Genomic DNA, 20,839 nt, shown 5'->3' with positions numbered 1-20,839 from the left:
GTGTCGCTGCGCTCCATAATACACAAAAACGCTCTCCGCAGTATGTGCAGGTGAGCAAGGCGTTAAGTGCAAGTTATGTCACTATCTCTTGAAGAGGCAGAAGTAATAGCAAGAAAGTATTGCCAAGTTGAAGGTTTGACCTGGAACAATGGCTCTAGGATTGAGAAAGACTCCTATTATTTCTTTCCTATTGGCTACATCGGATCAAGTGGAGTAATCATAGATAAAAGGCACGGGAAACTCGTAGTGCTTGGTTCTGGTTTTAAGCTAGAGGATCAGTTTTGGGCTTACGAAAGGGGGTTAATTCCAGGAAATGTTAATCTCAAAATACTGGCAATAAACAGAGAGCTTAAGGCAGTAGAAAAATATATCTTTCGCACACTTTGTGATAACAAGCTTCCAAGAAATTTTCGATCGTTAAGCCTATCTAATCGTAGAAGCCTAAAGAAAGAGCTAAAAGAAGAAGCTAAATTTAAGGCAGAAAACTTACCATGTGAATTGAAAGGAGTTTTTCTTTCCTTCGACATGCACTGGTTTCAATGGGTAGAGGAAAATTCGGTATTCGACTACGAGGTATTCGAGTGTGACTGCACTTAACAAGCAGCGGCAGAGCGACAGCCAACGCTACGCACATTTTGTGTTACTCGCTGGCGCTCAAACATTAACACAAAATGTGCTCCGCGCTGGCTGCTCCTGCGCTGGGCGTTAAGTGCCCAAGGAGAATCAAGAATTGTTCGAGTCGAGTGAGCTGAATGAAATTCTAAATGTAGAGCTAGCTCGTGGTAACGAAGTAGCTGAAGCTTCTGGATGGCCTCCAAAGTGCAAAAATTTAGTAATCCTGAAACGTCGCTTTCACAAGCCCTATAAATCCGAGGCTTTGGAGTACCGGAAAATAAATGACCCGCATTACTGGTTTGCGGAATATTCAACAATTAATAATGTGGAGTGTCTAGCGTGCAAGTAGCTCAGCACTTAACAAGGCCAGGCACAATCGCCCCTTCGGGGCTGGACCTCCGCACTGCGTGCTCCGGCCTGTGCTGGCGGCGTTATTGGTGCCGGTCGGTATTTTTTTGTTTTTCGTGGTTGCTGAAATTTTAGTGCCACTAAATAGCTTCCAATATCGAGCCGTTTTGGCCGGTTGCTATTCAATCAGATCCGTTCCTAGAGTGTTCGGTCTGTTTTGGTAGAAGAGGGCAGTCCGGAGTTATCTTTCGGAGTGCCAGTAAGATGGAAAATAATTGGGGAATGTGCGTTATTCTTTCCTCGTAAATTTTAGGCAGTGGCCAGCCAAGTCGTGGCTGGCATAGTGCTAGTAGCTGGTTCAGAGTGCGGCCGCAATAACCAGGCTAGGCAAGATCGCCCAAGGCCCCTGCGGGGCCCCGGGCTGGACAGCCTACGCTGCGCTCCGGCTGCCCCTGCTAGCGGCGTTATGCATCAGTAATGAGAAAATTCGTACTTACACTTAGTTTGGTCTTTTCTTCAGCGATCTCGGTTGCCCAAGAGGCAGTTGAGGAGATAGAGCCAATCTACCCAATGCCTCCGGTTTGTAGAGAGCTATCGGGATCAGTAAAGCTAGCCTTCCAAATTGATGAAGCTGGAGAGGCTAAAAATATAAAGGTCGTCAAGGCAGAAACGGAAATATTCAATAGAGCCGCCATCAAGACGCTAAGCAAGTACCGGTTCAAAAAAGGAACTTACGTTGTAGGTGACACGTACAACAAAGTCCTGGAGTTTAAGCCCAAACATAAGTGCCAGCGCAATGCATAACAAGCAGCGGCAGAGCGACAGCCAACGCTACGCACCTTTTGTGTTACTCGCTGGCGCTCAAACATTAACACAAAATGCGCTCCGCGCTGGCTGCGCCTGCGCTGGGCGTTATGCGTAGAGACTGATGAAGTTTACTCTCAAACTTATAGGAATCTTAACCTCGGCATTTCTTGGTATTTGCTTATTCTTTTTCATTCTCGGTGGGTTTATTTTTGGCTGGGACCGTCCTTCTTGTGATGAAGACTCTGAGGCTGTTAGATATGCACGCTCATTATCTGAAGAGCGTTTGGAGTTGCTCTACCATCAAATGCATAACTACTCTCTGAGTGAAGATACGCCATTCGGTGGATACTCCAGGCTACAAAATAATGAGCTGCCTTATGAATTCAATGATTTAGAGGTGGTAAAGGTAAGACCTAAGCAGGGAGACATTATGGTGCAGGGTTGCTTCGATCACTATGTTTACCTTGGATTTAGCGGGTTAAATGACAGTTTGGAAAAAGAAATCGTGCTGAGTTACGGTGAGTTTCCAGTTTTAACAGAGGTCCTATGGCGCTCAGAGTAAGCGCATAACAATGCGCTGCAACGGGACGGCTTACTTTGTGCACTTTATGCGCCGTCGCTTCGCTCCATTGTTGCGCAAAAAATACACAAAGCAAGCCGCCCCTGAGCGCGGCGTTATGCAATACGGAGAGTTGCATGAGCACATCAAGGAAGATGTTAGTGGTATTGATTCTGGCTTTTCTGATCCTTACTGCACTGGTTTTCAAGCCTCAGATAAAGAGTTTTTATGAGCAGCAGTTCATTCTATGGAGCATTGATCGAGTAAACTCAGAAAGAGTGGTAAATTCATGCCGTGTACGGTTTTGTATAGTAACCGCGTACTCGAATCGTGGTAACTTTACTTTCTATTACCTCGGTAGTAGCGATATCTCCGAGAAAGTAAATTTAATAAATAGCGTAATGGAAGAGTGGCCAGATTCAAGAAGCCAGTGTGAAGCAATGTTTTCCATAGATGGAGCAAAACATTGTCTGGTCTCGGGGCAAGCTATTTTCCAGGCTCCTAGCGAGTAGTGCATAACAATCAGCGGCAGAGCGACAGCCAACGCTACGCACCTTTTGTGTTGCTCGCTGGCGCTCAAACATTAACACAAAATGTGCTCCGCGCTGGCTGCGCCTGCGCTGGGCGTTATGCATCTTAAATATGAGTAATTTACCAAGTACAGATGGGTGGGATCTCTTTACCCTATTTAAAGGAATCTTCTCGGGCTATCTGTTCATGGTTCTAGGAGTGACTTTCATCGCAGGCGGTGGATATATTTTAGGCATTCCCGTCCTCTTGTTCTCAATTACTACGTTCTTTGATCGCGTTGTAAAGGCGCTACTTGCTCACGTACCGATGTATCGTTGGGTAACTTGTATAGCGTTTTTGGCTGGCGCACTAGCAGCTTACATTGCCATTGCGTCCAACGTGGGCTCGCAGCTCACACTCTTACTGATTCTATTAGCAGGCGCGATAGGTACTTATTGGGGATATTTCACAATAAATCTGTATAAACGAGAAAAGGTGCGTATTTTCGGGGCCTTAGATGCATAACAAGGTGCGGCAGCTGACGTCTTACTTTGTGCACTTTTTGCACGGTCACTGCGCTCCCATTTTCGTGCAAAAAGCACACAAAGTAAGCCGCTGCTGCGCACGGCGTTAAATGAGCTCTGAAAATTGCGCATAGGTAGCCGGATATAATGAAACTGAACTTTATGCAGCCATTTTAGTAACCTTCTCGGTGCATTTTTATAAGGATAATTTTTGTGAAAAGTTGGTTTTTTTCTTGGCGTTTCTATTGTTGCTGAGGTGATCGCAACATCGAGCCTGAAGGCCAGTTCGGGCTTCACAAAATTCTGGCCTAGCGTGGTTGTTGTTCTGGGTTACGCCTTCGCATTCTATTTTCTTTCACTGGCCTTAAAGGCAATTCCTGTTGGCATCGCTTATGCAATTTGGGCTGGTTTAGGTATTGTACTGATTTCAATTTTAGGCTGGATAATGTTTGGTCAAAAATTGGATGTGGCGAGTGTAATTGGCATGGCATTGATAATTTCTGGCGTAGCCGTCATAAATCTTTTCTCAAAGGTCAGTGCCCATTAGCATTTAACAAGCGTTGGTATCTCAAGAAGTCGGCTAACTTTAGTATCGGCCAGCGGTTGATATCGCGATATATCGGTTTTCTACAGAACGCCTTGCCTTATGCATGGTTTGCCTTGAGGAACTCCACCACTGCTGTTTGATCGCCACGAAAGATTATGCGGTCAGACTTCTGTGATATCTGGTAGTCGTACATGGGGTCGTAGTAGTCACGCAGGAGGCGGGTTATCCATTCGCGGTGATGTTCGACATCGCCGTTACTGCTTTGAACCTGCAAGGCCTGTTGCATGATTGCCTGAAGTTCCTGATATCGTTGGCCGCCAAGGCGCTTCGATATTTTTGACAGGTTTTGCAGTAGTGCGGTGGCGAATTTTTCTGGTCCCTCTTCTGTGCCGAAGCAATCGATGAACTCAGCGCACAGGTCAATCACATAATCCCGCAGGATTCTCTCGACGCGGTTTTCGAATGCGTCATCCAGCCAGGCGATGGGCAGTGTGGCCATGCGCTGATGTAGGGAAAATGGAATCGAGCATTTTCCGATCAGCCGGCTTTCATCTTCCAGTACAAACTGCTGCTGGCCAGCGGCGCGCCGTTTTAGCAGGTCGATGGCCAGTGCGTTTTCGAAGCCGATTTGTGGCGGTTGCGCCGTTGCCCGTTTGCCGAAACTGGACCCCCTATGGTTGGCGTGGCCTTCTAGGTCCACCGCATTCTCCAGTTGCGCGAGCACTTCGGTCTTGCCGGTGCCGGTCATGCCACCCACCAGGATAAACTGGCATTGCTGCACGGCACTCTCAATTTCCTGAAGGAGAAAACTCCGCATTGCCTTGTAGCCGCCGGTGATGCGGGGGTAGTCGACACCGGCTTCATGTAGCCATTGCTGGCTGATCTGGGAGCGCAGTCCGCCGCGAAAGCAAAACAGGTAGCCCTGGGGGTTCGCCTGAGCAAACTCCGCCCACCGGTCCACCCGCTGCTGTTTTATTTTCCCGCGGACAAGCGTGTGGCCGAGGGAGATGGCCGCTTGCTGACCATGCTGTTTGTAGCAGGTGCCGACCTTTTGCCGCTCGGCGTCGGTCATGAGCGGTAAGTTGACCGCGGTGGGGAAAGAGCCCTTGCTGTACTCCGTGGGGGCGCGGGTGTCGATTAGCGGAAGGTCGCGCAAAAAGATATCGCGGTAGTTCTCGCTGTCCGGGCGCGGTTTGGAGATATTGTTCATGCTGGGGCTTTTGCTCATCGCACGATGACCGCAGGTGTCTCGGCGGCGCTATCCCGGGCGACCAGCGTGCCGATGGGGGAAAGCTGCAGGCCGGCTTCCGCGACGGCGGCAAGAAATTCGGGCTCTCCTTCCGGGGTGACGGCTACGAGTAGTCCACCACTGGTTTGGGGGTCGGCGAGCAGTCGTTTTTGTTGTTCTTCTGCCAGCTGTACGCGATGCCCGTAGCTGTCGAAGTTACGCCCGCTGCCACCGGGTACGCAGCCGTGCTCGAGGTAGTGTTCAACCCCGGCGATACGCGGTACGGCAGAAAAGTCGAGCATGGCGGTGAGTCCGCTGCCATCGGCCATCTCGACCAGGTGGCCAAGTAGTCCAAAGCCAGTGACATCGGTCATGGCCGTGACGGCGGGAATACGTGCGAAGCGGCTGCCGGCGCGGTTGAGTGTGCACATCAGGTCGCGGGCTGTGTTTGCATCCTGTGCGCGCAGTTTTCCCTGTTTTTCGGCTGTGGTCAGTATGCCAATGCCCAGTGGTTTGGTCAGGTACAGCCGGCACCCTGCGGTCGCAGTATCGTTGCGTTTCAATAGCGCTTTCTCCACAACGCCGGTAACTGCCAGACCGAATATCGGTTCGGGTGCGTCGATGGAGTGGCCGCCGGCCAATGGAATACCGGCTTCGGCACACACTGCACGGCCGCCGCGAATGACTTCGCGCGCGACTTCCGGTGGCAGCAGATTGACGGGCCAGCCGAGTATCGCGATGGCCATCAGGGGGTCGGCGCCCATGGCATATATGTCGCTGATCGCGTTGGTGGCGGCGATGCGGCCAAAGTCGAAGGGATCATCCACAATGGGCATGAAGAAGTCGGTGGTGGATACCACTCCGCGGGTATCGTCGAGGGCGTACACCGCAGCATCGTCGCGCGCACTGTTGCCTACCCACAGGTTGGGATCATCGAACGGATTGCCGCTATCAGCGAGAATCCTGTCCAGCACCGCAGGGGAGATTTTGCAGCCACAGCCGGCGCCATGGCTGTATTGCGTCAGGCGCACAGGTGCGGTTGTGGTCTCAGCGAATGTGTCGGGGTTTTGGGGATCGTTCATGGGGGCTCCACGCGTCAGATAGCGGGATGTTACCAGCCGATGGCGCGCGGATACATTCTTCACCAGAATCCCCTGAATCCTGCTTGCAGGGGCCGTTGCAATCCATTTGAATGACTGGTGAGTATAAGAAGGTCTGAGCTGGATTGTTTTTACGTTTTAAGGTGGGGTGCCTTTTGTTGCCAAGGTGTGTGAATCGCGCGTTTTCTCTCGTTTTCGCCATGACAGTCCTGCTGGCTGCCGGGCTTGGCAGCACTGTGGTCTCGGCGCAGGAGACCGCCAGCGGCGATCACGTCAAGGTACGCTGGCTGGCGCCCGAGACTTTTGGGCCGGGACAGGAAACCATCGGGTTTTATTTCGAGGTGGATCCCGGCTGGCATGTCTATTGGCGCAATGCGGGAGATTCCGGCGCCGCGCCACGGTTTGACTTTGTGGGCGCCAGTGGCGAGGTGGGGGATATCCAGTGGCCGTTCCCGGTGCGGCTGCCTATCGAGCATCTCACCAATCTCGGCTACGAGGGTGATGTGGCCTATCTGTTCACGGTGACACCGGCGGCGTCACGCATGGAAATTGTGGTGAACCTGGAGTGGCTGGTGTGCAAGGTGGATTGCATTCCCGGCTACGGCAATATGACGCTGTCGCGCCCGGTGGGTGAGCGTGCACAGTGGCCGGCTCAGGACCGACAATTGCGCGATCGCTTTGCCGCGCGTGTGCCCCAGCCAGCCGCTGGGCAAAGCTTCCCCTGGGCGGTGAGCAACCTGTCCGCCGCCGCGCAAGGCGATTCCCTGCAACTGATTTTGCAAGCGGGCGAGGGCGCCAGTGAGCCGCCACCCCCGCAGGTATTTCCCCTGGATGGCGGTCTGCTTACCGCCAAGGCGCCGCAGCTCGAGCGTTCGGGCGACATCATTCGCTATACCTTCGAGCGTGTGCCGGGTGCCGCGCTAACCCCCAGCACCGGGTTCGTGGTCAGCGATGGGACACGCGCCTGGCAGCTGGATGACCTTGCCATCCAGCCTGCTTCCTCCAGCGCACCGGGTTCGCAGCCCCAGTCCGCGGGCGCTGGTCAGCCTCTGTGGCTTCTGGTGCTGGCCGCCATTGCCGGCGGTGCGATTCTCAACCTGATGCCCTGTGTGTTCCCGGTACTGTCGATCAAGCTGTTCGGGCTGATGGGCCCGGAAGCCGCAGCCGCCGGGCGGCTCAAGGAGGGCCTGCGGTATGCCGCCGGAGTACTGGTGACGTTTGCTGCACTGGGCGGGTTACTGCTGATATTGCGTGCCGGCGGTGCGGCCATTGGCTGGGGCTTCCAGTTGCAATCTGCGCCGGTGGTGCTTGGGCTGATTTTGCTGTTCTGGGTGATGGCGCTGTCCTTTAGTGGGCTGTATGAATTTGGCCACCGCCTGATGAATCTTGCGGGCAATAGCCGCGGTGGCGCCTTTGTGACAGGCATCCTTGCGGTGTTTGTCGCGGCACCGTGCACCGGGCCGTTTATGGGCGCTGCGCTGGGGGCGGCAACCCTGCTGCCGGCCTACGGTGCGATGGCGATTTTCCTCGGGCTCGGCTTTGGTCTGGCGCTGCCGTTTGTCTTGCTGTGCGCGTTTCCCGCCCTGCTCAACCGACTGCCGGCGCCCGGCCCGTGGATGGAAACTCTGCGCCAGTTCCTGGCGTTCCCGCTGTACGCCACCGTGATCTGGCTGTTGTGGGTATTGGGCCGGCTTGTGGGGGAGAGTGGATGGTTGATCGGCGCACTGTTGATGTTGGCGGTCGTGTTTGCGTTCTGGCTTGGGCGTCACCAGTTCCGCGGCAGCCGCTGGATTGCCTGGGGGTTAATGCTGGTTGCGCTGGTGGTGAGTTTTGGTGCGGCCAACCGCTTGCAGGATGCGGGCGTGAGCCCGGTCGCGGTGGAGTCGCAGACGGGTTGGCAACCCTATGATCGCAATGCGATCGGGCAGGCGCTGGCACGGGAGCAGGCGGTATTTATCGATTACACCGCGGCCTGGTGCATTACCTGTCAGGTGAACAAAAAACTGGTGCTGGAGTCGGATGAGGTTGAGGCCTTGTTCCGTCAGCACGATGTGTATCTGGTGCGCGCCGACTGGACGGACCAGAACCCGGAAATCACCCGCGCCCTGGGTGAGCTGGGTAGAAATTCGGTACCGGTATATGCATGGTATGCGCCCGGTGAGCGCACGCCGGTGCTGCTCCCGCAAATCCTGAAGGCGGATATGATCGAGGCCCTTTTTACGGACGACTAGTGGAACTTTCAACCAGAGAGGATGCGTAAACGTGAAGACTAAAACTCGAAGTGATAAAGATTCAATGCGTCAGTTGCTGGCGGGCATGCTGGGTGGCGCTGCGCTGTTGATACTGCCGAGCGTGTCGCTGGCCGCGGCGGTGCCGGGTGCCAAGGCCCCGGATTTCAGTGAAGTGGATGCCGCGGGCAAGACCCACAGCCTGGAGGACTATGCAGGCCAGTGGCTGGTGCTGGAGTGGTTCAACAAGGACTGCCCCTATGTGAAGAAACACTACGGCAGCGGCAATATGCAGGCGTTGCAGAAGAAGTACACGGACCAGGACATCAACTGGCTGACCGTGATTTCTTCTGCGCAAGGCAAGCAGGGTTATCTGGAGCCTGCGCAGGCAATGACGGTAGCTGAAGGTCACAACCTGAGTGCAACCGCGCCGTTCCTGCTGGACGCTGACGGCAGCATGGGGCGCGCCTATGGCGCCAAGACAACACCGCACATGTTTATCATCAATCCGGAAGGGCAGGTGGTGTACGCGGGGGCCATCGATGACAATGATTCGGCCAATCCGGCGGTAATCCCCAAGTCTTCGAATTATGTCGCCGCAGCACTGGATGCGTCCATGGCTGGCGAGGCGATCGCGGTTGCCTCGTCCCGCGCTTACGGATGCAGCGTTAAATACTGAGTGAGTGACGCGCCCGGTTTACGCCGGGCCGCCATTATTTTATGCGGGCGAGTGTAGTGGTCATGGCGCCAGTGAGCTGGCTCAGATCGCCGGTGTCGATGACGTAGGGTGGCATGGTGTACACCAGCTTGCCGAAGGGGCGCAACCAAACGCCCTGTTTGATCAGGCTCTCCTGCAGTGTCCTGTTGTCCACCGGCTGCTTCATCTCCACCACACCGATGGCGCCGAGAACGCGTACATCGGCCACACCGGCGGCGTCGTTCAGTGGCGCCAGCTCTTTCTTCAACTGTGTTTCGATTGCGCTGACCTGTTGGTGCCAGTTTTGCTGTAGCAGCAGATCGATACTGGCATTGGCTACGGCACAGGCCATCGGGTTGCCCATGAACGTGGGCCCGTGCATGAAAACGCCCGCCTCTCCGTTACAGATTCCATCGGCGACTTTATCGGTACACAGGGTTGCGGCCAGGGTCATGGTGCCACCGGTCAGTGCCTTGCCGAGGGTGAGAATGTCGGGCGATATTCCGGCGTGCTCGCAGGCAAACATTTTTCCGCTGCGGCCAAATCCGGTGGCGATTTCGTCGGCGATCAGCAGCAGGTCGTACTGGTCGCAGAGGGCCCGTACCCGCTTGAGATACTCGGGGGAATAAAAACGCATGCCGCCGGCACCCTGCACGATCGGCTCGAGGATGACTGCGGCGAGGTGCGCGTGGTTTTGTTCGATCAGTCGTGCAAGCTCAGTGGTGTGCTGTTCGTCGCAGGGCTCGCCGAATTTGGGTTCGGGCGCCGGGGCGAACAGGTGCTGGGTGAGCTGGCTGGCGAACAGGTGGTGCATGCCGGTGACCGGGTCACAGGTGGCCATGGCGCCGAAGGTGTCACCGTGGTAGCCGTTGCGCAGGGCCAGCAGTTTGTTTTTTTCGGGTTTGCCCTGGGAGTGCCAGTATTGCAGGGCCATTTTGATGGCGACTTCGACGGAGACGGAGCCGGAGTCGGCGAGGAAGACTTTCTGCAGTGGTTCCGGCGTGAGGGCGACGAGCTTTTTACAGAGTTCGATGGCGGGTTCGTGGGTGAGTCCGCCGAACATGACGTGACTCATTTTTTCCATCTGTGCCTGCATGGCGGCGTTCAGCTCGGGGACGTTGTAGCCGTGCAGGGTGCTCCACCAGGAACTCATGCCGTCGATCAGCCCGCGGCCGTCTTCCAGATAAATCCTGACCCCTTCCGCTCTGGTGATGGGGTAAACCGGCGGGGGATTGATCAGGGAGGAGTAGGGGTGCCAGATGTGGTTTTTATCGAACTCTAAATCCATCATTTGGGTGCTTTGGTCTTGTTTAGTGGCGGCAAAGCACCGGGGATGGGGTTTCAGGACCGAGCTAGGCGCCCCCCTGTGAATCCATCCCTGGGCGCTGCGGCGGCGACGTCCTGTCGCCGACGCCCCTGAAACCCCATCCCCGGCGCTCTGCCTTCGCGTTGTACTTTATTGCTTCGTAAGCTTTCTTCTACCGTCATTCCGGCGCAGGCCGGAATCCAGCACTATGAAGCCGGTAATCAAGCCAATTCCCGCAGAACTTTAAGCGGCGGCTGACTAACCGCGCTGCGACACGCCAGCGTACCCGCAGTGCCAACCAGCAATGCCCCAACCAGCGGCCCCAGCAGCCAGAGTCCCGGATGGAAGTTAAACGGCAGCTCAAACACCCGCTGCGAAAGCACCGCCAGCGTGGCCTCGGTGCCAAACGCCGCAAGTAAGCCGGCCGCAATGCCCAGTAATCCGAATTCGATCATCAGGCTGCGCACCAGCAGTTGCCTGCGGCCGCCCAGTGTGCGGATGACGGCGGCCTCCTGCAAGCGTTCGGCGATACTGGCGCGGACGCCGGCGATCAGTACCAGGACCCCGGCGATGAGCATGAGGGCGAGTACGGACTCGATGGCGATGGCGACCTGGCCGATGGTTTCGCGGATATTGTCGAGGATTTTGTCCAGTTCGATGATGCTGACACTGGGGAAGTTTTTCACCAGCTCGTTGACGAACAGTTTGTCCTCCGGCGGCAGGTAGAAGCTCTGGATGTAGGTGGCCGGGAAGTTTTCCAGGCTGCCGGGGGCGAACAGCATGAAGAAGTTGGGGCGCATGCTGTTCCAGTCGAGGGTGCGCAGGCTGGTGATGGTGGATTCGGTTTCCAGTCCGCCGATGGAGAAGCGCAGCACGTCGCCGAGGCTGAGGCCGAGGCGTGCGGCGACTTCGACTTCTACCGAGACACCCTCGGTCAGGTCTTCGCTCCACCATTCGCCGGCGACGATCTTGTTGTCGGCGGGGAGGGTGTTGGTCCAGCTGAGGTTGAGTTCGCGGCGGATAGCGCCGTCTTTGTTTTCACGTTCGGTCACCGGGGTGCCGTTTACGGCGATGAGGCGGCCACGCACCATGGGATAGAACTCGGTGCCCTCCAGGTTTTTGTCGGCGACGCGCTGCTTCACGCCGTCGAGTTCGTAGGGGGCGATGTTGACCAGGAAGTGGTTGGGCGCGTTTTCCGGCAGCTGCATTTTCCACTCGTCGATCAGCGCGGTGCGCGCGTAGAACATGGCGAGCATGGCGAGTAGACCGGTGCCAAAGGCGGCAATCAGCAGGGTGTTGAAGCCGGCCCGGCGTTGCAGGCTGCCCAGTGCAATGCGCCAGCTGCCGCCGAGGGCGGCGAGCCTGCCGCGTACCAGCAAGCGGTTGACCACCGCGCTGCCACCCACCAGCAGGCCGAGACCGGCGAGCAGGGCGAGGGTGGTGGCGAGGCTGCCGGAGAGCCACCAGATCAGCAGCAGCATGGATAGCGGGCCGGGAATCAGGCCGAACCACTCGCGCTTGTCGGGGTTGCTCCAGTCCTGGCGCAGGGTCTGCATGGGATCGGTCTGCGCCAGGCGGAACAGTGGCGGCAGGGCGAAGCCGATGACACAGGCGAGGCCGGTGGCGATGCCCACCAGCAGCGGTTGCCAGCTGCTGGGTGGCGGGGTGACGGGGAAGAAGCCGGCGAGCAGGTTGACCGCCTGGGATTGCACAATGGAGCCGACGGCGAGGCCGATCACCGTGGCGATGATGGCGAGCGCGCTCATCTGGCCGAGATAGATGCCGAGGATTTTGTGCTTGCCGGCACCGAGGCTTTTCATCACCGCGACGTAGTTGGCGTGGCGCAGCCCGTAGCGGCGCGCGGCGAGGCCGACGGCGACGCTGGCGAGCAGTACCGCGAGGCTGGCTGCCAGGTACAGGAAGCTTTCCGCGCGCTCCAGTGCCTTGGCGACCCGCGGCTGACCTTCCTTGAGGTCGGTGATGTGCTCGTGCAGGGTCAGTTTGGGCCGCAGCCACTTCAGGTAGGTTTCCAGCGCGGCATCGTCGCCGGCGAGCAGGTAGCGGTAGTTGACGCGACTGCCGGGCTGCAGGATGTTGGTGGCGGCGAGGTCGCTGGTGTGCATCATCACCCGCGCGCCCATGGAGAAGAGGTTGGCGCCGCGGTCCGGCTCGTGGTCGATGATGCCGCTGATGGTGAAACTGCCGTCGCCCAGCTGTAGCTGGTCGCCGATGTTGCGTTGCATCAGTGGCAGCAGGCGCGCTTCCAGCCAGACTTCGCCGGGTGCCGGGCCCTGCTGAACCACGCGGGGTTCGCTGTCGGCGGCGGGGCGCATTTCCAGGTGGCCCACCAGCGGGTAGTCATCGCTGACTGCCTTTACCGAGGCGAACTGGAATTCGTCGCCGGCGGAGAGCATCGAGGCGAAGGTGACCGTTTTGGCCCGTTCCAGTCCAAGTTCATCGGCCTTGTCGAGCCATGCCTGGGGGACTTCCTTGCTGCTTCTCAGCACCTGTTCGGCGGCGAGGAAGCTCTGCGACTGAATGTGCATGGCGCGGGTCAGGCGGTCGGAAAAGTGCGCGATGGCGGTGACACAGGCGACGGCGAGGACCAGCGCGCTGGCGATCAGTGCCAGCTCTCCCCCGCGCCAGTCACGGCTGAGTAGTCGAAGTGGCAGCATCAGGCAGACACCTCCGCCTGGTCGCCCAGGTACGAGTCGGGAATGTCGGCGGTGGTGATTTCACCAGCGGTCATGCGCAGGTGGGCGCCACAGCGTTCGGCAAGGCGCTGCTCGTGGGTGACCAGCACCAGGGTGGTGCCGTTTTCGGCATTGAGGTCGAACAGCAGGTCGATGACTTTTTCGCCGTTGTGGGCGTCGAGGCTGCCGGTGGGTTCATCGGCGAACAGAATGCCGTTGTTCGCGGTCGAAGTGGTACCCGCGGTGCCGCGTTCGCCGGCCGCAATACTGCAGAAGGCGCGGGCGATGGCCACTCGCTGCTGCTCGCCGCCCGACAACTGTCGTGGATAGTGGTGCAGGCGGTGACCCAGGCCCACCCGTTCGAGGAATTCCTCGGCGCGTTTGCCGGCGTTGCGCTCACCGCGCAACTCGCTCGGCAGCATCACGTTTTCCCGCGCGGTGAGGCCCGGCAGTAGCTGGAAGGTCTGGAATACGAAGCCCACGCAGCGTGCGCGCAGGGCGGCGCGCTGCTCTTCGTCCATGGCGGTGATTTCTTCGCCAGCGAGCCAGATTTTGCCTTCTGTGGGGCGGTCGAGCCCTGCCAGCAGGCCCAGCAGGGTGGATTTGCCGGAGCCTGACGCGCCGGTGATGGCGAGACTCTGGCCGGCGGGGAGCTGCAGGGAGATGTCGTTCAGTAGGGTCAGCGGGCCTTCGCTGGTGCTGACGCGGTGGTGGAGATTTTCGGCTTTGAGCATCACTGACATGGCAAGTCCCTGAAATTTCTGCAAAATGCGCTTTAGATTAGTTGTGGAGAGTATGACATGGCGGCGGTTTTTTTCCGGTATCTTGGGCCCGGTTTTATCTCGCGTGGCCTGCTGTTGATCGTGTTGTTTTACGTCGCGGGTGCCAAAGCGGATGAACGGGATACGCTGCTGGTGCTGGGCGACAGTATCAGCGCGGCCTACGGGATCGATGAGCGCGAGGGCTGGGTGCAGTTGCTGCGCGACCGCCTGGCGGAGCAGGGGCTGCCGGTGAAGGTGGTGAATGCGAGTATCAGCGGGGAGACCACGGCCGGTGGGCTGGCGCGTTTGCCGCGGCTGCTGAGCGAGCATTCGCCAGCGTGGCTGGTGCTGGAGCTGGGCGGTAATGATGGGCTGCGCGGCTACCCGCCGCGGGCGTTGCAGCAGAATCTGGTGCGGATGGTGCAGCTGGCGCGGGCGCAGGGTACGGAGGTGTTGTTGTTGGGGATGCAGATGCCGCCCAATTACGGTAAGGCGTACACCCGGGCGTTTGCGGCGGTGTTTCCGAAGGTGGCGGAGGCGGAGCAGGTGCCGCTGGTGCCGTTCTTCCTGGAGACGGTGGCGCTGGAGGAGGGTGCGATGCAGACCGATGGTATTCACCCGACGGCGAAGGCACAGCCGGCGCTGCTAGAGCATGTGTGGCCGTGCCTGGAAATCATATTAAAAGGCAATGAGGACGTGCGGTCCGATAGCCTGTGCACTTCTTGATCGGAAAGCGTACAATCGCGCCCTGATTTTTGCTGGCCCAGGGCTTCGTCGCTTGGGCTAGTGGCGGCGCTGCCGCCGGGTAAACCTTTGCGGGACACGCTACGAGTTCATCCATGAACGCTCGGCTGTGGCCATCCATGGCCACAGACGGTCCCGCAAAGGTTTACCCGGCGTCAGCGCCTTCGCATTCAACTGAATTACTTCGTAGCCGGCGCCAGCGAACCGTTGTCGCTCGGGAGTTTGAGATTTACCCCATGTCTGATCTGGAAAACCGCCGCGAGCGGCTGGAATTCAACAAGCTGCAAAAGCGCCTGCGTCGCAATGTGGGCAAGGCCATCGCCGACTTCAATATGATTGAAGAGGGCGACAAGGTGATGGTGTGCCTGTCCGGAGGTAAGGATTCCTACGCGATGCTGGAAATCCTGATGAACCTGCAGAAGACGGCGCCGGTGCACTTTGAGCTGGTGGCGGTGAATATGGATCAGAAGCAGCCGGGGTTCCCGGAGCACATTCTGCCGGAATACCTGCAGTCGATCGGGGTGCCTTACCACATCGTGAACAAGGACACGTACAGTGTGGTGAAAGAGGTGGTGCCGGAGGGTAAGACCACTTGTGGCCTCTGTTCGCGGCTGCGACGGGGTACGCTGTATGGTTTTGCCGAGGAGATTGGGGCAACCAAGGTGGCGCTGGGGCATCACAAGGATGACATCGTCGAGACGCTGTTTTTGAATATGTTTTACGGTGGCAGGCTGAAGGCCATGCCGCCGAAACTGCGCGCGGATGACGGGCGCAATATTGTGATTCGCCCGCTGGCTTATTGCCGCGAATCCGACCTGATTGATTTTGCCGAGCACAAGAATTTCCCGATTATTCCGTGCAACCTGTGCGGCAGTCAGGAGAATTTGCAGCGGCAGGCGATCAAGGGGATGCTGGCGGAGTGGGAGCGCAAGTTCCCGGGGCGCAGTGATAATATTTTTGCGGCGTTGACGCGGGTGTCGCCGTCACAGCTGGCGGATCGGGATCTATACGATTTCGAGAGCCTGGAGCTGGATCGCTCTAAACCCGCGCCTGAGTTGAACGGACGTGCGCTCGAGCAGTCGGTGGATTCTTGGATTCCCGATGACGCCCGGGAGGAGCCGGTTGAGCCGGCACCGCCGATGTATATCGAGGCGCGCAATCTCTAGTCGGTGACAGTTCACCTTCCTCGATCAATAGCGTATCGTGCGTTGCAGCCGTGGCCTTTGCCGCGGCTGTTTTGGTTGTCGGGGCGGTGTTTCTCTCGCTAATCAGTTTGCTGTAACTGTCGACGAAATCCCGCAGGCTGGCACTGGGCCCGTGGTGAAAATGTTTTTTCCACAGCTTTGCCATCTTCGGCAGGTTGTCGCTCTCCACTTTTTCGACACCGGCCGCGCGATAAATGAGCCAGGCGATGGCGGTGGCGTAGCGCAGGTTGGTGGCGAGTTCGACGTGGGGGTGCTGGAGAAAATCCCGCTGGCTGGCAAGGCCCCGTACTTTGGAGGCGAGCGCCGGGAAGTTGATCAGGTATTTATCCCAGATCTGCCGGTGTGTGGTGGGGAGTATCTGGAATATACCCATGCCGCGGCGGCCACCCAGTTTAAGGTGGAACCCGAGCTCGGATTCCTGTGCGGCGGTCCCCAGCAACAGGGATTCCATCCCCGGTGACCAGGCGCGCAGCTGTTTCAATGTGGGGCGAACCACGAGCAGGCGCAGCTCGTCTAAACAAATACCCATAGTGCTTTCGCGATTCCCTGACAGCAACTTGACTGCATTTGGTGAAATGGCCGTTCCGTGGCCATATCAACGGATTGTTTTCACGCAACTTACCCCCTTGGTTTAGTTTGTGGATTGAGCAAACGCCAGCAAATGGGTAGATTTACGCGCAATAAAGACCAATAACGACGGATTGAGCCTATTCTTCAGCAGAGAGTGGCTTTATCTGCCAATTCTGACGGGGAATCCCACATGTCCGGACAGTGGCTTGTCGCCTTAACGTTCATCGCCTATCTGGCCCTTATTCTCGCGATCGGTGTCTACGCCTACCAGCGCACGAAAAATGCCAGTGATTACTTTCTCGGCGGTCGTTCACTGCCGCCCGCGGTAGCCGCACTCAGTGCCGGTGCCTCGGATATGAGTGGCTGGTTGCTGCTTGGGTTGCCGGGGGCTGCCTATGCCAGTGGCCTGTCTTCCGGATGGATCGCCATTGGCCTGTTCAGCGGCATTGTGCTGAGCTGGACCACCATGGCCCGGCGCCTGCGGATTTACAGCTACGCGCTGGATGACTCCCTCACGGTGCCGGCCTACCTGCATCGTCGCTTCAATATGGGTCACCCTTACCTGCGCACCATCTGCGCATTTTTCATTCTGCTGTTCTTCTTGTTCTATGTGGCGTCGGGGCTGATTGCCGGTGGCAAGCTGTTTGAGACGGTGTTTGGCTGGGATTACCAGTGGGCGGTGGTAATTGGTGCGGTGGCGGTCATCTCCTACACCCTGTTCGGCGGATTTCTCGCGGTGAGCTGGACCGATGTGTTCCAGGGGCTGCTGATGAGTCTGGCGCTGGTGATCGTGCCCGTTATGGTGATTTCCGACCACGGTGGGCTGGGAGATGCGGTGGCTACCATGCGTGCGCAGCACCCCGAGTTGATGCACTGGATGACCGACAGCTCGGGAACGGCGCTTGGGGTGGCTGCGATCCTGAGTTCGCTGGCGTGGGGCCTGGGTTACTTTGGGCAGCCGCATATTCTCGCGCGCTTCAAGGCGCTGCGTCACCCGGACGATATGCCGGTGGCGGCTTCCGTAGCGGCGGTGTGGTCGCTGGCGGGCTTCCTTGGGGCCATGTGTGTCGGCCTGTTCGGCCACTTGGAACTTGCGCAGACGTTGCCCGACGGGGAGCGCATCTTTATGGCACTGGTGGAGGCGCTGTTCCATCCGCTGGTGGCCGGTGTGCTGCTGGCGGCGATCTTGTCCGCCATCATGAGTACCGCGGACTCCCAGTTACTGGTCTCGTCGGCGGCCCTGGCGGAAGACATCTACCACGTCTGGTTTGGCAAAAAAGTATCCTCGGAAAGTCTTGTGAAAGTCGGCCGCTGGGCGGTGGTGGCGCTGTCGCTGATTGCGGTGGCGGTGGCGATGGATCCCTATTCGAAAGTGCTGGATGTGGTGGCGTATGCCTGGGCGGGACTGGGTGCGGCGTTCGGCCCCACGATACTCATCAGCCTTTACTGGTCACGAATGACGGGCGCTGGCGCCATCGCGGGCGTGCTGGTAGGGGGTATAACCGTTGTTGTCTGGAAACATCTCTCGGGTGGCATCTTTGATATATACGAGCTGTTACCGGGTTTTGTGCTCTCCGCAGCTGCTATTGTTTTAGTAAGTGCTTTGACGCATTGCCCTGACGAAATATCAACGCGCCACCGTCAGTTGCTGGGGCAAAAGCGGTAACGATCATTGCACGTGCGCAGGGTTGCGCTTCTGACCGGTGGTGCCTGTGGTTGGAGTATAGGGAGTGATCGAAGTACACCTCGGTGATATCACTCGGTTGCACGTGGATGTAATCGTCAATGCAGCCAACCAGAGGCTCCAGGGAGGTGGCGGAGTCGATGGCGCAATACATCGCGCTGCAGGCCCCGAATTACTGGAAGCCTGCCGCCGTATCGGCGGTTGCCCGGTGGGAGACGTGCGCTCAACGCCGGGCTACCACCTGCCGGTCAAGCGTATCTATCACACGGTTGGCCCGGTGTGGCGTGGTGGAAACCTCGGAGAACCGGAACTGCTCGCCGCCTGCTATCGTCAGTGTCTTGCCATGGCACGTCGCGATAACGTCCATTCCATTGCCTTCCCCGCCATCAGTTGTGGTGTCTACGACTACCCGCCAGAACTGGCGGTAGAGGTAGCTGTGGAGCAGGTGCAAAATCACCTCGACAGAGACGGAGGGCCACGCCACGTTGTTTTCTGCTGTATTGATGATGACATGGCCGAGCTTTACCGGATGCAGCTGGATGCCTGTGTGCGGCGCTGATGCAGAGCGGCTGTTCAGTGCGTGACAGGTTCGCGGGTGTACCAGTTAGCGGTACAAATCAGCCCACAAGGAAGTTGCGCCGCGAGCGTTAATTGGGACCGCCGTAGCAGTCAGGAAAAATTGCAAAAATAATCGGCTTTTTTTCCATGGTTTTTAGCATTTCACTTAAAGCCCGGCTTTGCCGGGCCCCTTGCTTCTTTTAGAATTTCTCCCTAAAGGATTTACGTAATTGGCACTGCCGTTCCGGTTTTGCGACTGGTGTCGTTGCGTATGGAAAGGGAAATTTCATGCAGGTGTATATAGAAAATAAGTTTGGCCAGCGATTTCGGGCTGTTGAAGGTTGGCAAAGCCCCGGCACGATATTCGAGAACGATGCCTCCGCCGAGTTGCTGACGTCCTTCCCTCCCACGGCTCTGGATCAGATATTCGAGCAATTTCTGGCCCACAACCAGCAATGCATGGTCAGCGCGCTTTCGGTGGGCGAGACGTCTTCGCTACACGTCGCTCAGTTCCCCGGTATCCCCGCGCATTTTTCTGAAGAACACAAAGCCGTGTACACCGCCGTGCGCCGACATCAGATCCTGATTGAAGAGGCGCCACTGGGCGAGGCCATCCTGGAGGAGCGGCAGTCTCATATTCGGCAAAAAATTCGTCTGTCTTTGCAGAAGATTGTTGCGGAAGAGCGTATCGAAGCAGCGCATATCCAGGCCGTTCATGAGCAGCGCGGTGCACTTGAAAAAGTGGGGGCGCATCTTTCCCGGGGCGCACAGGGATTTGGTGACGCCGTGTGGGGGCTTGCGGTATGGGCAAAAGACCTCGCCGAAGTGGCGATGGTGATCAACCCCATTCGTATGCAAACCCAGGTGCTCGGTGCTACATACGATTATTTCGTCCATGAGAAACGCTTCGGGGAATCCGGTAGAGAATACCAGGGGGAAGTCAAAAAAGAAGTCGTGGATGTGCTTGGATTCGACCCTGCCACGATCACCGCAGAACAGCTAAAACAGGCCTTTGAAATAGCTCACCTGGTCTGCGACGACGCAGCACTACGCGGAGCCATCGGTCGCTTTGCCAAAGACTATGTAAAAGCCCAGCATAGTTTGGAAATATCAGAGTTCGCCGGTGCGGGTGTCTTTGAAATTGTGCTCACCATTGTTCTGGCTGCTTTTACCGGGGGTGTTGGCGCCGCCGCAGCGATGGCAAAAAACGCCCGCCTGATGTTTCGTTTCAAGGATGTAGGCGATCTTATGCTGGATTTTGCCAAGTATCAGAAGCAGCGCAAGCGGTTAATGAAAGCAAAAGGAGCGAAAAATGGGAGTCCTGATTACTCAGAATTTGAGTCGATAGATCCCTCAGGAGCACGTCTGAACCCTATTTCCTCTACACCAAAGTCTAAGCCTCGACGAAACAGTAGAGTTCCGATTCGTCAAGAAATAAATTTGGCTAAATCCAAAGGGCGCTCGCCGGAGCACATTGCTGCCAGATCGAAAGTGGCACGACACTACCTTGAAAGTAATGGATTCACTCAAAACCAAATTTCTGACGCTATTGGGGATCCTCTTGTGGGCAGTAAGGGGGGGGTTGACTTAAGGGAGCCTGTTTCAATAGTGGAATTTCCTCCACCTGATGTCATGCACCAGTATGTACGAGAGGGAGGGCGTGCTGGAAATTGGCTGGATCCAATTGGTGGTCAAACACCTGATAGTTTGGGTATTAATGGTGAAGGAAGAAATGTAGTTTCATTTAAGGTTCCTAATGGAACAGGCTTGCAAAGTGTCTCTAGGCCGATACTTGATACTTGGACTAATCGGAGTAATCCTGTGCAGACCAAAGGTGGCGGTACACAGTTATTTGTCAGTGATGCCGTGAAAGACAATCTTTTAATGCTTAATGGACATTAATTTATGAGTTTTCAATCGTTGTCGCTAGCGGCGGATCAAGCTCTTCATTCTGTGGAGGGTTTAATTAATGTTTATGGGACGTCATCCTCGTTGGAGGCTATCAGGAATCAAATGATTTTCATTAAGAGGATGGCTGACTCTAAAAAAAACCCGGTTTCTGAACTGGAAGATAACGACGAGTTCACTTATGGAGTAATTTCATCCCGAGAGTTCTCGACCGGGGCTGAACTGAACACAAAAAAACTGTTGGACA

At 57.0% G+C, this 20,839-nt stretch carries 18 protein-coding genes and 1 pseudogene; 14 read left to right on the top strand and 5 right to left on the bottom strand.

Translation table 11 applies throughout. From position 1 onward, the window contains the following. Positions 1–75: 75 nt before the first annotated feature. From JF535_RS15545 to JF535_RS15520, 6 genes and pseudogenes are all read left to right on the top strand, one after another. Positions 76–597, top strand: coding sequence for a hypothetical protein (locus JF535_RS15545; protein ID WP_207003983.1), 522 nt, complete (start codon positions 76–78; stop codon positions 595–597). 843 nt (positions 598–1,440) lie between these two features. After that, a complete protein-coding gene (locus JF535_RS15540) occupies positions 1,441–1,767 on the top strand; it encodes a TonB family protein (protein WP_207003981.1) in 327 nt (108 codons plus the stop codon). 124 nt (positions 1,768–1,891) lie between these two features. Next, positions 1,892–2,332, top strand: a complete 441-nt coding sequence (locus tag JF535_RS15535) for a hypothetical protein (protein ID WP_207003979.1) — start codon at positions 1,892–1,894, stop codon at positions 2,330–2,332. Positions 2,333–2,378: 46 nt separating this feature from the next. Continuing rightward, complete coding sequence (locus JF535_RS15530) at positions 2,379–2,561, top strand: hypothetical protein (protein WP_207003978.1); 183 nt, start codon at positions 2,379–2,381, stop codon at positions 2,559–2,561. A 410-nt stretch (positions 2,562–2,971) separates the two neighbouring features. Next, a complete protein-coding gene (locus JF535_RS15525; protein WP_207003977.1) occupies positions 2,972–3,364 on the top strand; it encodes a hypothetical protein in 393 nt (130 codons plus the stop codon). A gap of 228 nt (positions 3,365–3,592) precedes the next feature. After that, positions 3,593–3,910, top strand: a pseudogene (locus JF535_RS15520) (SMR family transporter); the annotation flags it as partial. A 97-nt stretch (positions 3,911–4,007) separates the two neighbouring features. On the opposite strand, the gene mnmH reads toward JF535_RS15520, so the two are convergent. Then, positions 4,008–5,138 carry a tRNA 2-selenouridine(34) synthase MnmH gene (gene mnmH / locus JF535_RS15515; protein WP_242524050.1) on the bottom strand — a complete coding sequence of 377 codons (1,131 nt, stop codon included), beginning with the start codon at positions 5,136–5,138 and terminating at the stop codon, positions 4,008–4,010. Next, positions 5,135–6,220: a selenide, water dikinase SelD gene (gene selD, locus JF535_RS15510; protein WP_207003976.1), complete on the bottom strand. Its 1,086-nt coding sequence runs from the start codon at positions 6,218–6,220 to the stop codon at positions 5,135–5,137. The genes mnmH and selD overlap by 4 nt, the downstream gene beginning before the upstream one ends. Positions 6,221–6,438: 218 nt before the next feature. Between selD and JF535_RS15505 the strand changes: the two genes are divergently transcribed. Continuing rightward, entirely contained in the window at positions 6,439–8,469 is a 2,031-nt protein-coding gene (locus tag JF535_RS15505; RefSeq protein WP_207003975.1) for a protein-disulfide reductase DsbD family protein, read from the top strand. Between the two features lie 64 nt (positions 8,470–8,533). Beyond that, positions 8,534–9,145, top strand: coding sequence for a thioredoxin family protein (locus JF535_RS15500; protein ID WP_207003974.1), 612 nt, complete (start codon positions 8,534–8,536; stop codon positions 9,143–9,145). Between the two features lie 34 nt (positions 9,146–9,179). On the opposite strand, the gene bioA is transcribed toward JF535_RS15500, so the two are convergent. The 3 genes from bioA to JF535_RS15485 all read right to left on the bottom strand — a co-directional run bounded on the left by bioA (position 9,180) and on the right by JF535_RS15485 (position 13,905). Further along, positions 9,180–10,454 (bottom strand): adenosylmethionine--8-amino-7-oxononanoate transaminase, encoded by a 1,275-nt coding sequence (gene bioA, locus JF535_RS15495; RefSeq protein ID WP_207003973.1) that lies wholly within the window; start codon positions 10,452–10,454, stop codon positions 9,180–9,182. Between the two features lie 236 nt (positions 10,455–10,690). Continuing rightward, on the bottom strand, positions 10,691–13,144 hold the full coding sequence (locus JF535_RS15490; protein WP_207003972.1) for an ABC transporter permease: 2,454 nt from the start codon (positions 13,142–13,144) through the stop codon (positions 10,691–10,693). Next, positions 13,144–13,905: an ABC transporter ATP-binding protein gene (locus tag JF535_RS15485; RefSeq protein WP_207003970.1), complete on the bottom strand. Its 762-nt coding sequence runs from the start codon at positions 13,903–13,905 to the stop codon at positions 13,144–13,146. The genes JF535_RS15490 and JF535_RS15485 overlap by 1 nt, the downstream gene beginning before the upstream one ends. A 57-nt stretch (positions 13,906–13,962) precedes the next feature. On the opposite strand from JF535_RS15485, the gene JF535_RS15480 reads away from it, so the two are divergent. The 6 genes from JF535_RS15480 to JF535_RS15455 all read left to right on the top strand — a co-directional run bounded on the left by JF535_RS15480 (position 13,963) and on the right by JF535_RS15455 (position 20,586). Then, complete coding sequence (locus tag JF535_RS15480; protein ID WP_207003969.1) at positions 13,963–14,649, top strand: arylesterase; 687 nt, start codon at positions 13,963–13,965, stop codon at positions 14,647–14,649. A 254-nt stretch (positions 14,650–14,903) separates the two neighbouring features. After that, on the top strand, positions 14,904–15,833 hold the full coding sequence (ttcA, locus tag JF535_RS15475) for a tRNA 2-thiocytidine(32) synthetase TtcA (RefSeq protein ID WP_207003968.1): 930 nt from the start codon (positions 14,904–14,906) through the stop codon (positions 15,831–15,833). A 160-nt stretch (positions 15,834–15,993) separates the two neighbouring features. After that, a complete protein-coding gene (locus JF535_RS15470; protein WP_207003967.1) occupies positions 15,994–16,332 on the top strand; it encodes a hypothetical protein in 339 nt (112 codons plus the stop codon). 300 nt (positions 16,333–16,632) lie between these two features. Further along, positions 16,633–18,108 (top strand): sodium/proline symporter PutP, encoded by a 1,476-nt coding sequence (gene putP / locus JF535_RS15465; protein WP_207003966.1) that lies wholly within the window; start codon positions 16,633–16,635, stop codon positions 18,106–18,108. A 64-nt stretch (positions 18,109–18,172) separates the two neighbouring features. Then, complete coding sequence (locus tag JF535_RS15460) at positions 18,173–18,685, top strand: macro domain-containing protein (protein WP_207003965.1); 513 nt, start codon at positions 18,173–18,175, stop codon at positions 18,683–18,685. Between the two features lie 287 nt (positions 18,686–18,972). Further along, positions 18,973–20,586, top strand: a complete 1,614-nt coding sequence (locus tag JF535_RS15455; protein WP_207003964.1) for a polymorphic toxin type 46 domain-containing protein — start codon at positions 18,973–18,975, stop codon at positions 20,584–20,586. Positions 20,587–20,839 lie beyond the last annotated feature (253 nt).

The sequence above is a fragment of the Microbulbifer salipaludis genome (genome assembly GCF_017303155.1).
In the GTDB taxonomy this organism is placed as follows: Bacteria; Pseudomonadota; Gammaproteobacteria; order Pseudomonadales; family Cellvibrionaceae; genus Microbulbifer; species Microbulbifer salipaludis.
Note: the sequence above shows the minus strand (reverse complement) of the source record. Positions and strands in the feature narration are given on the sequence as shown.

Coding starts and splice junctions, on each gene's coding strand:
- JF535_RS15500 (WP_207003974.1), top strand. CDS start 8,534: ATGCGTCAGTTGCTGGCGGGCATGCTGGGTGGCGCTGCGCTGTTGATA.
- mnmH (WP_242524050.1), bottom strand. CDS start 5,138: ATGAGCAAAAGCCCCAGCATGAACAATATCTCCAAACCGCGCCCGGAC.
- JF535_RS15545 (WP_207003983.1), top strand. CDS start 76: ATGTCACTATCTCTTGAAGAGGCAGAAGTAATAGCAAGAAAGTATTGC.
- JF535_RS15505 (WP_207003975.1), top strand. CDS start 6,439: ATGACAGTCCTGCTGGCTGCCGGGCTTGGCAGCACTGTGGTCTCGGCG.
- JF535_RS15530 (WP_207003978.1), top strand. CDS start 2,379: ATGCGCCGTCGCTTCGCTCCATTGTTGCGCAAAAAATACACAAAGCAA.
- JF535_RS15535 (WP_207003979.1), top strand. CDS start 1,892: ATGAAGTTTACTCTCAAACTTATAGGAATCTTAACCTCGGCATTTCTT.
- JF535_RS15480 (WP_207003969.1), top strand. CDS start 13,963: ATGGCGGCGGTTTTTTTCCGGTATCTTGGGCCCGGTTTTATCTCGCGT.
- bioA (WP_207003973.1), bottom strand. CDS start 10,454: ATGATGGATTTAGAGTTCGATAAAAACCACATCTGGCACCCCTACTCC.
- JF535_RS15485 (WP_207003970.1), bottom strand. CDS start 13,905: ATGTCAGTGATGCTCAAAGCCGAAAATCTCCACCACCGCGTCAGCACC.
- JF535_RS15455 (WP_207003964.1), top strand. CDS start 18,973: ATGCAGGTGTATATAGAAAATAAGTTTGGCCAGCGATTTCGGGCTGTT.
- ttcA (WP_207003968.1), top strand. CDS start 14,904: ATGTCTGATCTGGAAAACCGCCGCGAGCGGCTGGAATTCAACAAGCTG.
- JF535_RS15525 (WP_207003977.1), top strand. CDS start 2,972: ATGAGTAATTTACCAAGTACAGATGGGTGGGATCTCTTTACCCTATTT.
- selD (WP_207003976.1), bottom strand. CDS start 6,220: ATGAACGATCCCCAAAACCCCGACACATTCGCTGAGACCACAACCGCA.
- JF535_RS15540 (WP_207003981.1), top strand. CDS start 1,441: ATGAGAAAATTCGTACTTACACTTAGTTTGGTCTTTTCTTCAGCGATC.
- putP (WP_207003966.1), top strand. CDS start 16,633: ATGTCCGGACAGTGGCTTGTCGCCTTAACGTTCATCGCCTATCTGGCC.
- JF535_RS15470 (WP_207003967.1), top strand. CDS start 15,994: ATGTTTTTTCCACAGCTTTGCCATCTTCGGCAGGTTGTCGCTCTCCAC.
- JF535_RS15490 (WP_207003972.1), bottom strand. CDS start 13,144: ATGCTGCCACTTCGACTACTCAGCCGTGACTGGCGCGGGGGAGAGCTG.